19 protein-coding genes are annotated in these 11748 nt (G+C 43.1%); all 19 read right to left on the bottom strand.

The window, feature by feature from the left end:
- Positions 1–1542: portal protein (locus WG8_RS03265; protein ID WP_007428657.1), on the bottom strand; the 1542-nt coding region annotated here is incomplete at its 3' end.
- A gap of 35 nt (positions 1543–1577) precedes the next feature.
- A complete protein-coding gene (locus WG8_RS03260; RefSeq protein WP_007428656.1) occupies positions 1578–1829 on the bottom strand; it encodes a hypothetical protein in 252 nt (83 codons plus the stop codon).
- A gap of 9 nt (positions 1830–1838) precedes the next feature.
- Positions 1839–3431: a phage terminase large subunit gene (terL, locus tag WG8_RS03255; protein ID WP_157136302.1), complete on the bottom strand. Its 1593-nt coding sequence runs from the start codon at positions 3429–3431 to the stop codon at positions 1839–1841.
- The gene (locus WG8_RS03250) at positions 3337–3801 is read right to left on the bottom strand and encodes a terminase small subunit (protein ID WP_007428654.1); all 465 of its coding nucleotides are present in this window, start codon (positions 3799–3801) and stop codon (positions 3337–3339) included. Before WG8_RS03250 ends, terL begins: the two co-directional genes overlap by 95 nt.
- 253 nt (positions 3802–4054) lie before the next feature.
- On the bottom strand, positions 4055–4249 hold the full coding sequence (locus WG8_RS03245; protein ID WP_007428653.1) for a hypothetical protein: 195 nt from the start codon (positions 4247–4249) through the stop codon (positions 4055–4057).
- Positions 4250–4352: 103 nt separating this feature from the next.
- Positions 4353–4664, bottom strand: coding sequence for a hypothetical protein (locus tag WG8_RS03240; RefSeq protein ID WP_007428652.1), 312 nt, complete (start codon positions 4662–4664; stop codon positions 4353–4355).
- A 104-nt stretch (positions 4665–4768) separates the two neighbouring features.
- Positions 4769–5125 (bottom strand): hypothetical protein, encoded by a 357-nt coding sequence (locus WG8_RS03235; RefSeq protein ID WP_007428651.1) that lies wholly within the window; start codon positions 5123–5125, stop codon positions 4769–4771.
- Positions 5126–5323: 198 nt separating this feature from the next.
- On the bottom strand, positions 5324–5761 hold the full coding sequence (locus WG8_RS03230; protein WP_007428650.1) for a sigma-70 family RNA polymerase sigma factor: 438 nt from the start codon (positions 5759–5761) through the stop codon (positions 5324–5326).
- 292 nt (positions 5762–6053) lie between these two features.
- The gene (locus WG8_RS03220) at positions 6054–6941 is read right to left on the bottom strand and encodes a hypothetical protein (RefSeq protein WP_007428648.1); all 888 of its coding nucleotides are present in this window, start codon (positions 6939–6941) and stop codon (positions 6054–6056) included.
- Positions 6942–7062: 121 nt separating this feature from the next.
- Positions 7063–7233 carry a hypothetical protein gene (locus WG8_RS27015; RefSeq protein WP_157136301.1) on the bottom strand — a complete coding sequence of 57 codons (171 nt, stop codon included), beginning with the start codon at positions 7231–7233 and terminating at the stop codon, positions 7063–7065.
- Positions 7234–7449: 216 nt separating this feature from the next.
- Positions 7450–7812 carry a DUF1064 domain-containing protein gene (locus WG8_RS03210; RefSeq protein ID WP_007428646.1) on the bottom strand — a complete coding sequence of 121 codons (363 nt, stop codon included), beginning with the start codon at positions 7810–7812 and terminating at the stop codon, positions 7450–7452.
- 103 nt (positions 7813–7915) lie between these two features.
- Entirely contained in the window at positions 7916–8170 is a 255-nt protein-coding gene (locus tag WG8_RS03205; RefSeq protein WP_007428644.1) for a hypothetical protein, read from the bottom strand.
- Positions 8171–8173: 3 nt separating this feature from the next.
- The gene (locus WG8_RS03200; RefSeq protein ID WP_043890728.1) at positions 8174–8392 is read right to left on the bottom strand and encodes a hypothetical protein; all 219 of its coding nucleotides are present in this window, start codon (positions 8390–8392) and stop codon (positions 8174–8176) included.
- A gap of 35 nt (positions 8393–8427) precedes the next feature.
- A complete protein-coding gene (locus WG8_RS27010; protein WP_007428643.1) occupies positions 8428–8586 on the bottom strand; it encodes a hypothetical protein in 159 nt (52 codons plus the stop codon).
- Positions 8583–8843: a BC1872 family protein gene (locus WG8_RS03195; protein WP_269744423.1), complete on the bottom strand. Its 261-nt coding sequence runs from the start codon at positions 8841–8843 to the stop codon at positions 8583–8585. The genes WG8_RS27010 and WG8_RS03195 overlap by 4 nt, the downstream gene beginning before the upstream one ends.
- 142 nt (positions 8844–8985) lie before the next feature.
- On the bottom strand, positions 8986–9321 hold the full coding sequence (locus tag WG8_RS03190; protein WP_007428641.1) for a hypothetical protein: 336 nt from the start codon (positions 9319–9321) through the stop codon (positions 8986–8988).
- Positions 9314–10627, bottom strand: a complete 1314-nt coding sequence (gene dnaB / locus WG8_RS03185) for a replicative DNA helicase (RefSeq protein ID WP_043890727.1) — start codon at positions 10625–10627, stop codon at positions 9314–9316. The genes WG8_RS03190 and dnaB overlap by 8 nt, the downstream gene beginning before the upstream one ends.
- On the bottom strand, positions 10624–10992 hold the full coding sequence (locus WG8_RS03180; RefSeq protein WP_007428639.1) for a replicative helicase loader/inhibitor: 369 nt from the start codon (positions 10990–10992) through the stop codon (positions 10624–10626). The genes dnaB and WG8_RS03180 overlap by 4 nt, the downstream gene beginning before the upstream one ends.
- Positions 10993–11748 (bottom strand): replication protein, encoded by a 756-nt coding sequence (locus WG8_RS03175; RefSeq protein WP_043890726.1) that lies wholly within the window; start codon positions 11746–11748, stop codon positions 10993–10995. It abuts the gene before it with no gap.

The raw sequence follows: 11748 nt of genomic DNA, 5'->3' as shown, positions 1-11748 counted from the left end.
ACGCTCTTCCGTATAGAACTGAGCCATTAGCTCGATGTACTGCTCGTACATGTCTTGCAACGCTTCTTCGATAGTGTCTGTAACAGTGTTTAGCCGGGTGCTAGCTGCTGCCATAAGGGACTTAGCTTGTTCGCCTGACTTTACATCACTGCTAGCCTGACCATTCGCGCTATCAAACTGCCCAGGTATCTTTTGAAGCATTTGCAGATAGTATTGCTGCATGTTAAGCACAGTAGCAGGAACATCAACACCTTGCATTTCTCTAATTTTGTTGCCTGATATTGCTCCGTGAGCTGTAGGAAGCATAGCCCCCTCAATTGACCGTTGTTCTTTCCAAGTGTTTGGTTTGATAATGGCGCCCTCTTCATACATTATTCCGCTGCCGCCCTGCTTAGCCATTGTAGAAACGGCAAGCTCAGCAAACTTGTTAAGCATAATCTGAGGCTTGATCATGTCCCTAACAAACCCTTTACCCGATATATTACGTTCATCAGGAAACAAAGTACGGGCTGTGAACGGATATTTGCCATGATCGTATACATAGGCTTTGTGCTCAAGAAAAACACCATCTGCACTTATGTAAATGCAGTGTACTCCATCCATATTGCCTTCTGCTTTTGCGTAGGACTCTGATGGGTCTTTGCCCTCTTCTAACTTTTTCTCAGCCTGTTCCCGGAAAATCTCTCTATCATCGGCACTCACCATCTTAGGTAAGCCACGATACCAGTATTCAAGTAATCCAGCAGTTTGCGACTTCTCCAACCCAGTGCCGTAGCTGGCTCCATAGTCTCGATTAAAGCCCTCGCTGCTTACACCTTCATGATTGAATATTTCAATGTCATCCGTATCTTCATCAGATTTCACTTTTTTCCCTTGTGCAGGAAAACGCTCTTTGAAATACTCCAACGTCTTTCTGGTTTTAACGATAATAGCGCCCATTTCTTGCAAGTTAATATAATCTTTAACCCTTGGGTCTGGGAAAAATGTCCCTAAGTCCACTGGAATTATATCGTTTTGCCCCGTGAATCTGTTTTGTCCACGCCCACCCTCAACCGTAGGGTCATAGATGGTTTTGAATATCAGCGGACCATGAATAACCATCCGCCGAATCGCCCGGATATACTTCTGTTTGAACTTAATTTGCCTGAGTTCATACGGCATATAGTCGTTTAAGTCAGATGCTTTTTGCTCGTCACCTTCCTCCTGTGCTTGGAAGTCAGGATAAGGTGCCCAACCAGTAAGCTTGCCGACAATAGACTCCACTTGACTGTAGATAATATTGTCTACGCTATTTGGACGCTTACGGGATACAGCTTCTGTTCGTAGCCCGTGCCAGTGATCACCCATGTAGAATCGTTGTTCTTCCTGCCAATGCGCTTCTATTGACTGTCTACTAGACCTAAACTCGTCGAAATCTCTCTGTACCATCGCCACTATCTGTTGCTGCTGCGGTGTATTGATAGGCTCTACAGACGGCTTATCTTCTTCAATGCCAAATATTCCAGCAAATTTATTCTTAGCCTTCTCTAGTACTGTTGACACTGTGCATCACCCCTTTCATGCAAAATAAAAAGCCGCTAGTGGCGACTTGTTTCTTCTTCGTCTACAATGTCAGGATCATCATGGTAACTTAGGGGCTTGCGCTTTGGCTTGTCATCCACTACTACAGGTTGCTGATACGCTTTATATTCCCCGTAGTCCTTAGCCATCAATTTATTGGTCAAGTCTCTTATCGTGTCTTGTTGCACCCTTGTAATGCGGTATACAAGCATCCCAGCCGCACACATGCCTATTGTAAATACACCAGCTATAAACTGTATGTCTGTCATCGTCTCACCTCACCAGAATGTTTCTGCGCTTGATCCGTCTCTATCATCGTCGTCAGCATCAAAATCCCTGTTCCCTTTGCCCTCCGGTATAGCAGCCCAAGGCGTATCGTTGTACACCATCGTATGCACCAGTTCCCCAGCAATGGAGATTGTGTCCACCTGATCGTCATGTTTACCACGTGGGAAACTCAATAGCTCATCCTCAAAGTCAGTCAACCATGGCGCATCCTCGCGGTGATAAACCTTGCCTACCTCATAACGTGCAGCTATCGGTAAGCTACGAGTAACCTTGTCCTTGTCCACTTTGATCGGCATCACACTCATGCCTTCACGGGTCATTTCTTGTATCAAGTTGGTGCCAAAGGTCTTATCCTCAATCGCTTGGAACGCTGGCTTATAGCGATAGTTCTGCTCCTTCATCAGCGGCTTTTGGTCAGGACCTGTGATATGCGTCCGGTACACGTCATAAATCAATATGTCATTGTCTGGAGTAACATAAAAAGTCGTGACGACAAAGTAGTCATTGATGGTCTTTTCACTGTTTGCAGTGTCAACCGTCTGGAATACTTTGCATCGCGACTTTTCGTATCGTTTCTCGCCAACGATAAAATATTTGGTTATGACGTGCTCAGTCTCTTCACGGAAATACCGGAAGTGCTTCCGCTTAAAGATCGTACCTCCTGCCGCGCTTGGTCTTTGCTGGTACAAGGCATTGAATACATATGAGCCAACGTCCGATTTAATCTGATCGAGACGCGGAACATCAAAGCCAAATTCAGGCCAAAGCGCCTCTCCAGGTTCTCGGCCTAAGTAATCATTATCCTCAGCCAGTGCCGGGAAGTTGATTACCGTCCAACGCTCGCCCTTATGTGTTCCTTCACGTATCTCGTCAGATTCTTTCTTGAGTAACCTACCTACCAAATCGTCTTCATGCCATCGCGTCATAACGACTATAATGCGCCCGTCAGGCGTTAAACGTGTGTACAGTGTTGATGTGTACCAACTCCATAATCCCTCACGTATAACCTCGCTGTTGGCTTCCTCAGCGTTCTTAAGTGGATCATCAATAATAGCTATGCGTGCGCCCTTACCAGTGATAGGGCCGCCTACACCAGCAGCATTCACACCACCGCGATATCCATCTATGCCCCATGATTCGGCGGATTGACGGGCAGATGATATCTTAACGCCAAACACAGATTCACGGTCTACAAAGGTGTCTCGTGCAATCCGGTTATTGTCCCGGCTCAGTGACAGCGCATAGGATGCTAGGATGATTTCATCATTCGGGTTCCTTCCAATGTGCCAAGCAGGGAACTTCTTGGACACCCTCTCTGATTTACCATGACGCGGTGGCATCGTGACAATCAATCGCTTGATCTTGCCAGCAGACACATCCATAAGCGCCTTATCAAGCACATCCAAGTGTTTGCCCTCTGCATCCCTGCCCTCACTGTCAAAGTCGATAAAAAAGCTAAAATCATGCTTGGCTAATATCTCCCATTGTCTACTGAGTGGTACTGGCTTGCCGTTTCCATAGCTGTTTAAGAAGCTCTGCACTGTCTGGGTCTGTTGTGATGATTTGTTCGACAGTGTACTCATGATTGTGATTCACCTCGCCCTGCACATCTGCAACCATTTTATCTACTGGTTTATATCCAGCTCTATCGAGCAAATCCCTCGCTGCAACCAATCTATCCTTATGCTGAGCAGTCTTATCATTCATTATCTCTAACATAACTTCTCGCGCCTTAACAGCGTCATCAGCAAACATCATTCGCAAGTCCTTGTTAAGGTTCTGTTCAGTTCTGTTAAGATATTGTTGAACTTCAACAGACTTTAACAATCTGCTTCCTTGACTTGATGCTGTTTTCTCACTATATCCAGCAGCTATTGCAGCATGAGTCGCATTGTTACCATTCTTTAGATACTCGTTCACAAATAGCATAATTTGCGGTCTCAGCTCTGCCATGTGTCTACCTCCTCTCTCCAAACCAACTGTAACACTGTAGCGCCATCATCAACGCTATACATCCCGGTAACCAGCCTATCCTAATGGCTATCCTCATGTACCACGGGAACTCCCTTAGATCAAACATAAAGCTTACTGCGATGTAACAGATACCTATACATAGTAATAGAATCATGCTCCTGTTTCCCTTCCTAACTTAAAGCAATAAAAAAAGCCACCTACAAGGCGACCTTTAAACTCATATCGTTTGTTATCATTTACGAATTGCTGTGAACACGTATTTTCCTTGTTCTTCATCTTTGCGGCTAACTATTTCGTAGTCTTCTGTTTTCTTTTGATCCATTTTCAAACGTCCATATAGTTCGTCTCTGGCGATATTTTCGACAATTTGACCCGTCAATTCTCGCGCCTCCTCAAAAGTAAACTCAACTGTATACACATTCTCCATGTCGATCATCTCCTTGCCACATATATTATCATTTATTGCATATTCCCGTGTACCTTACTTTACCGTCACCCCTCGGTGTTTCGGGTTTAGATTACGGGATGTGTTATTCTACTGCTTCATACGTCTGCTCAAATATATCTGGCTTACATGGGTAGTACTCGCCCTTTATACCTCGAATGATGTAGTCACCTAAATCCGCTTGCATTGTTCCTTCTAGCGTCTCAATCTCGATGTATGTCCTGCCTTCTGGTGTTCCATTTGGTGCAGTAGACACTCGTAGAAATGGAACATTCATAAACCCGGCTATATCCATACTGTTGTGTTCCTCGGCCGCTCCATGCTTACATGGTATATCTTTGATCACTTTGAACTGAATAGCCTCAATCACTACTGGCTTTTTACGATATTTTGCCAACTGTATCCCTCCTTATAGGAAAACCCTCTATACGGCCTCCGCTTCGCTAAGTATTTCGTTCGACTCGATGGCCTTCGGCAAAAACAAAAGCGCCCGTAGGCGCTCTATACTGTATGTGTTCCTTCTACTCCACGAGCTTCACGACCCATAGTCCGTTTACGCAACCACATCAATGATTCTTCCAATTTCGTGATTGCAACTGCATTCTCCCGGCATCGGTAGTCACTGTTTTGGAATCCTTCCAATCGTCGGAGAACCATATTGATCAAATCTTCATTGGCAACTCCATTCACTCCATTTTCTTTGATTGGCCCTTCCTGGAAATGAACCTTTCCGATCACATTTCCGCTTAGATCATGGACCTCGAAATAGTGTGGTGCGTTGAATTGATAATCCTTTTCGTGATGCACAGTAGTATATTTTTCAGTAAGCAATCCATTCGTCATCTTTACTAATCCCATTTTCATCCTCCTCATTGTCATAAAACAAAAAGAGCAACGGTTATCCGTTACCCTCTCTGTACAGATATCATTTGAAGAAACAGCGTGGACAGCGACTGCGCATTTAGCTACCGTTGCCCATCGCATATTTCCTATACTACTATTATACCCGTTCCCGTGCGGGTTTTGGGGGAATAATTTGCGGGTTTTATGCTGGATTTATGCGGGATATCGAAACTGTCCGTCCCTATCAAACATGTGGTCAAAGTTCTCGATATGTTCAATTTCATCGTCCAATGGTTTTAACGCATTTATCAGTTGTTTTAATGCTGATGTATGCCAAGCAGCCACTGTCCCACGATCCCGATGCACTTCATGCGCTATTTCCTTGATAGACTTTTTGTTTTGGTCCAAATATTTACGTGTTATTACTATTCGTTCGTTATCAGATAATACTTCATCAACTGCGCCTTTAATCATTTTAACAATCAGCGAGTATCGTCTATAATCCCAATCACCTGCCCTCATTAGCCTGTGATTTTTCATGTTTATTGGCATCAATGGTCCTGATGAACCTAAACCTGATTCTATATTTCTTACAGCGAATTCATAAGATCTGTAGTCTATAAGCATTTTAATAACTTTTTCCTTGTCCATATTCTCCCTCCTCGTACCGTTGTTTAAACGCTCCATCCTTGTATGTTCTCCACCACAGATCGTCTGAGTATACCAACCATTCGTCAGGCATTACATGGACCACTTGACCAGCTTTAAAGCGCAGTGTGACCATATACGGAGGATACATCCATTCATGTTGTCTATACGTTATTACTACTTCCGCATTAACAAAATCGCGAATAGCATTTATCACTTCTGGCGTATCTTTAAGCTGTATAGCTTTTACAGTTTCATCCTTACGGTGATATATCATTTCAGGAAAAGGCAGCCGTTAGGCCACCTCTCCTTTACCAAATACCTTTAATTCTAACGCCGTGAGTCTTTCCTCAATTGTCTTTCCTGCCACTTGCTCACTAGCGTTCCCTTCAACCACTCCGTTGGTTGTGTCCTCTTCCGTTTGAAACTGCGTAGGCAGTTCTACAACGTCTGCCTTTTCCACACCGCCAGGTTGTGCCAGATCCTCATTAGCACGTTTTTGTTCTTCGGCTGCTCTTCGAAACTGATCCGCTTCTTCAGCGGTCACCTCCCGATACTTACCTTTTTCCAGATAGTTAAAGGTGATTTCTTCGTCAGTTTCAGCCAATTTTGCCTTATAGTTAGCTCTTCGGTTATCTAGAGGTTGTATATCATAAATAGCTGGACGTGTACTTTTCAGCTTCTCCATAGCTTCTGCCAAATTAGTATTAAGGTTCGTGTCGACCACCTTTGTTGCCGCTTTGGCTCCAATCGCAATTTCTGTTCGAAGATCCTGTACATGATCGTTTAGCCGCTCAATTTCTGTTTTAGCTGTAGCTAATTCAGCAGCTGCAGCATCACGTTTAGCTGAAATATCCTCAATCTCCAGTTTGGCATTGCTCAATTCCGTTTTGGACTGTGCCAATTTATCAGATATTTCGTTGTTCTCAGAGATGAGCTTAGCAATTTGTTCTTCATACTCTTTTTGGAGCTCATCAATTCTTGTAGCGTAATTGGTGGTCAGCGTTGTTACCTTTGTTTCGATAGCAAACTTAGCTACTTGATAAGCTGCATCACTGTCAAAAAGAGTTCTGATATTCACGTCTCCGTTGTCGAATGATATGCCGTCCAAAAAATAACGTGGTTCAGTTGTAGTTACATCCGTTTCTTGTGTTTGTACTTGCACATTTTCCTGATTTCCCACTACACACACCTCAATCCGATTATTTTAATCTTTATACTATGATTATACCATATTTAGTGCCTTGATAGTACATTTTTCGCACTATTACACAACATTTCGTATCTATTTGATATTTGACAAATTATAAATTGTCGTAATCATTATCTTCTTTATAATCCTCATCATCTGGATCAAATGCTCCAAATTCAATTTGTATAAACATCTCTTTAACAAATCTAACCACTTCTAGATGCGCGACTTCCTCATTTCCATTCTCATGAGCCCAATCCATTATTTTTTGTCTAGAAATCATTTTTTTCAACTCTCTCTTTGAGAATTCATGTTCCCACCTTATCCGGTGGTTTACCTTTGATCATATGACCGTCCATTTTAAACCACCTAGCAGGCTCGTAGAGACCTTTTAACTTCCTACCTAGTATTCGGTCATCCATCACTAGCAACACGCCTATACGAGTCCCAGAATCGTCCATAAGGGTATATCCGTCTTTGTGGTTGATCCAACATGCTATCATATCTCTTCCCACCCTCCATTTTTGTAAGTGATCAACTTGAGTTCAATGTCCGGGTACTTAGAGTCAAATAGTTTGCGCTTTATGTTAAAGTCCTTGGTCTTCACCCCTTTCACGTCTACCACTATGGTTTTACCATGTTCCTTGTACTTAAAGTCTGCTCGGTACTTCGTCGCTCTGATCGTCCTACCAAGCTTTTTAAATGCTGGTATCAATTCAAACTCCGGCTGTAACTCTAAATCTGTTATCAAGCCGGCTCGCTCCATAAGATTGAGTTGCGTGTAATACATAGATTCCATCTTGCTATCAAAGGTTATTCCGTTTAATACTGTCTGCTGGGCTCCATATTTGTTAGCTCTCATGCTGCCTCATCCTCCTGTGCTTTCTCCCACTCTAACTCTGCTCTAGCTATACGCAGCGATCCTTCAAGGTCCTTATCTAAGTAGTCATAATCGTCTATTGGATTCATGGGGTATCCTCTCCTTTTAAAGCAGCGCGGGCACGATTGCCTCTATCAACATCCACCAGACCTAAATCATACTCATCGTAGTTGTCCTGGTCTGCATAAAACTCCAGCGCCTTATCCTTAATCTCTATCTGTTGTAGGAGGTATTCAATCGGCTCAATAACGGCCTTCGCCGTAAAAGCTATGTTCCGTCCTTCCGCTAACGACCTCTTAGTCGCTTCATGCGCTTTGCGTATCTTTTGTATCTTATCCATGGTTTAGACCTCCATATCGCAGTTTGTAACTGCACATATTAGTTTTCGATTAAGGTTATATTCCGTATCCTTGTACACGAAGATGAGCCAATCGGGTGATAATTTATCGTCGCTCCCCATTACTGCAAAGTCTGCGATTTTATCTTTTAATTCTTCATCCACGTCAAAGAAGTCCATTACATTTCCGCCAACAAAATGAATTTGTATGAAGAACTGTTTCATATCCCTTATTCCTCTCCTTCCCTTTAGGGGCTGTATTATTGAATCCAGACTGTTTCACCAAACATGTTTTTGTGTGATGTTACTTTAGGTTCAGATGTGTACTCAGGCTCGTTGCGATTACCAAGTGTTATGATCGAAATCTCCGCTTCGGGATTCTTCGTCTTTAACTTTTCAATCAACTCTTTTACTTTCATTCCTCTATCCCCTCTCCTTGGGTAGCTATTAGAGCTGCTAAACCGATGGCTTCAGGCATGGTTTCTCTAAACGCAGGAATGAAAATCCCCTTATTGGCAATATGAAAATTACACATGTTGTCTCCTAAATTTGCTTTACCCAGGATGACAGATCCACTTTTCTCAGATGCTTCACCGAGAGTAAAAGAGAACCCTTTGCCCTTCATCTTCTTAATCACTTCCCATGCTTCTCCCATTTTCTTTGTGAACTCAGGAATGCTTGACGACCATCTTCGCTCTCCAATCTTCCACCCATGTCAATTTAGATTTTCATTGTATTCGGTTTTCATGTTTAGGACAGTTTCTCCTACCCAAGCATCTCGTTCACGTGGACTCATACTATTCCATTTAGCTATTACTTCATCTCGATTCATGACGACTGCCCCCTTCATCCCACGGATCTAATAAACCAACTTCATACAATTCTTTTGCTGTCTTATGATCAACTGGCTTGCCGTTATAGGTATTAGCTTTATCCGATACTGGCGATCCTGGTTTGTACCAACCTGTTGTATTTTCCCGCTCTGTCAACTCCCTGGGACTGTCATATGCCCCTATCTCGGAAGCTCCACATGCTTGACAATAATATGGACCGCACTGGACATAAGCACCCATATGACCAAAACCAGTATCGACCCAATCCGCATGGCATTCACTGGAGCAATATGGGCATTTCTCTGTCGGATGTTCAAACATCTATCTTCTTCCCTTCATATTGGAGTCTATAGTCAAAATCCTTGAATTTTCCGTATTGCTTAAGGTTCATCATTTCCGCAGTTCCTACCGACCCCTCACGGTTCTTGGCCACGATGATTTCGATAATGTTCTTTTTCTCTGTATCTCGGTTGTAATAGTCGTCCCGGTACAAGAAGGATATGGTGTCTGCGTCTTGCTCGATGTTTCCAGACTCACGCAAGTCTGACATCATTGGACGTTTGTCCTGGCGCTGCTCTACGTTTCGGCTGAGTTGAGCCAGTGATATAACCGGACAATCATTTTCACGCGCCATCTGTTTAAGGCTGGCACTAATATAACCGACTTCTTCATTTCGGCTGCTGAACTTCTTTCCGCCTTTAATGAGTTGCAGATAGTCGATATATACAATCAAATCAGGATGCCTCTTTTTAAGTTTCCTGACAGCAGCCCGTATTTCTTGAATACTCAAGCCTGGACGATCGTCTATAAACACATTCATGTCTGTCAGCACTGATAATCCAATGGTGTATGTCTCCCATTCGTCGTCTCGCAGCTGTCCGGTTCGGATGCGCTCACCATCTATGTAGCACTCGGCGGCTATCATCCGGTCATACAATTGCATCTCAGGTTGCTCTAGGCTGAATATAGCGACTGTAAGGCCCTCCTTACCGTTTCTAACGGCGTTGTTTAGGAGGAAGGCTGTTTTGCCCATAGAAGGTCTTGCAGCCACGATATTAAGCGTCTGCTTCTGCCATTTGCCTGTTATCCGATCCAACTCTGTGCCAACCGTACTTACTCCTAATGCTTGTCCGTTGTACTTCTTGTCATTCAAAAGTTCGAAGTGGTTCATGAGACCATCTTTAATATGCGAGAAGCCTTCTTTATCACGAGACTGGTCACCGATTTTCTCAGCAATGCTCATTAGCTCTGCCGCAAACTCTACAGGGTCTTCATGACCGCCACTATATACTTCTTTGACAGCAATCAATCCGGTTCGCATTAAATACTTTTCCTTCACAATGCGTTCATGTGATGCGAAGTCCGAAACGGATGGAACCGACTTACTCAGGTCAACCAAATAGCTCATACCGCCGACATCCTGCAAGGCTTGTCCCATACGTGAAGTTATAGATACAACGTCTATCTTTTTATTTTCTTCTCGTAATGAGAGCATGTTTTCAAATATGACCCTATGACCCTCGTGATAAAATGCATCTGGCATTAGTAGAGACTCGTATATCAAATCTGGAGCTAGCAGGATGGAGCCAAGTACAGATTGTTCTGCCTCTAAGCTGAAGTAGCTCATTGAGCCTCAGCCCGTTTCTCTGCCAATAACCTCTGCATCCAAGCCTGTCTGCTTATACCTTCCCTGACCCACGGCGGATCTTTTGGTATATCTTTGCGTTCTTCATCTTGCCTGCGGATCATCTCACGCGTTCTCTCGATTTCCTTATTAGCTTCAATTCTCTCATTCTCTTTTATTAAAGTAGGTATGCCAGGAGCAAAGTCCTTCCCCAAGCTTAGATAGTCGCTCAAGTTAGCCATTACGGTTTCGAAGTCATATTGCTGGAGTTTATCCACCCAAATATCTACAACCGATTTATCAATCTTCCAACTTGGGAAATATGCTGCTGTTTTCTTTACGATATCAATAGCTTCTCTTTTTTCCATCTACCCCAGCTCCCTTTCTAATTCATCAAATATAGACATGCGACTGTTTTTGGCTCCGATGCCTTTATGCTTCTCTTTAATGGCATTGGTATAAAAGGAAAATGAATGAACCTTGCCGCCGTCTTCAACCTTTTTAGCGTGTTTTTCCTCCATAACATTTATAATCAGATCCGCCTGCACTCCTTTGCTTAGCAATGCAGTAACAGTAGGCCAATCTGATGGTTTCAAACCCATACATTGATGAATACGTCCGTACTCTTTATTTACTTTTTCAAAATCATTATTTTCGCCAGTAGTAATTTCTTTAAGATTTTCTTTAAAAGACTTTCTTTCTTGGTACCCTAATTCGGGTACTCCCCCCGTACTCGAATTAGGGTACTCCCCATACTCCGATTCGGGTACAGTACTCTTTTTAGGGTGTACTCTATTTAGGGTACTGTCCTCTATTTGCCACTCTCTGAAATTTTTATTGAAGCCAATCTCTCGGCTGGTTGTGTAAGTTCCTTCGGCGTAAACCTTTATCACCTTCATTTCAATGAGCTTGTCTAATTCTCGTTTCACCTGAGTTTTTTTAGTATCAGTCGCCTCAGCTATAAACGAGAGTGACATACCATGACTTTTCCTTTGAAACCCATAGGTGTTCCTTAAGATGGATATGATGATTCCATATTGAGTTCCGTTGAATTTTCGTTTTGCAATTTCCTCAAGTATTTCATTAGTTATCCGTGTAAACGGTGCATCCAATTGACTGGACAT

Source organism: Paenibacillus sp. Aloe-11, from assembly GCF_000245715.1.
GTDB lineage: Bacteria > Bacillota > Bacilli > Paenibacillales > Paenibacillaceae > Paenibacillus > Paenibacillus kribbensis.
The sequence above is the reverse complement of the archived record's forward strand: the minus strand, read 5'-3'. Positions and strand labels throughout refer to the sequence as shown.

Coding starts and splice junctions, on each gene's coding strand:
- WG8_RS03260 (WP_007428656.1), bottom strand. CDS start 1,829: ATGACAGACATACAGTTTATAGCTGGTGTATTTACAATAGGCATGTGT.
- dnaB (WP_043890727.1), bottom strand. CDS start 10,627: ATGAGCTACTTCAGCTTAGAGGCAGAACAATCTGTACTTGGCTCCATC.
- WG8_RS03230 (WP_007428650.1), bottom strand. CDS start 5,761: ATGGACAAGGAAAAAGTTATTAAAATGCTTATAGACTACAGATCTTAT.
- WG8_RS03250 (WP_007428654.1), bottom strand. CDS start 3,801: ATGGCAGAGCTGAGACCGCAAATTATGCTATTTGTGAACGAGTATCTA.
- WG8_RS03205 (WP_007428644.1), bottom strand. CDS start 8,170: ATGGATAAGATACAAAAGATACGCAAAGCGCATGAAGCGACTAAGAGG.
- WG8_RS03200 (WP_043890728.1), bottom strand. CDS start 8,392: ATGAAACAGTTCTTCATACAAATTCATTTTGTTGGCGGAAATGTAATG.
- WG8_RS03235 (WP_007428651.1), bottom strand. CDS start 5,125: ATGGGATTAGTAAAGATGACGAATGGATTGCTTACTGAAAAATATACT.
- WG8_RS03245 (WP_007428653.1), bottom strand. CDS start 4,249: ATGGAGAATGTGTATACAGTTGAGTTTACTTTTGAGGAGGCGCGAGAA.
- WG8_RS27010 (WP_007428643.1), bottom strand. CDS start 8,586: ATGAAAGTAAAAGAGTTGATTGAAAAGTTAAAGACGAAGAATCCCGAA.
- terL (WP_157136302.1), bottom strand. CDS start 3,431: ATGAGTACACTGTCGAACAAATCATCACAACAGACCCAGACAGTGCAG.
- WG8_RS03175 (WP_043890726.1), bottom strand. CDS start 11,748: ATGTCCAGTCAATTGGATGCACCGTTTACACGGATAACTAATGAAATA.
- WG8_RS03190 (WP_007428641.1), bottom strand. CDS start 9,321: ATGTTTGAACATCCGACAGAGAAATGCCCATATTGCTCCAGTGAATGC.
- WG8_RS27015 (WP_157136301.1), bottom strand. CDS start 7,233: ATGATTTCTAGACAAAAAATAATGGATTGGGCTCATGAGAATGGAAAT.
- WG8_RS03180 (WP_007428639.1), bottom strand. CDS start 10,992: ATGGAAAAAAGAGAAGCTATTGATATCGTAAAGAAAACAGCAGCATAT.
- WG8_RS03210 (WP_007428646.1), bottom strand. CDS start 7,812: ATGAGAGCTAACAAATATGGAGCCCAGCAGACAGTATTAAACGGAATA.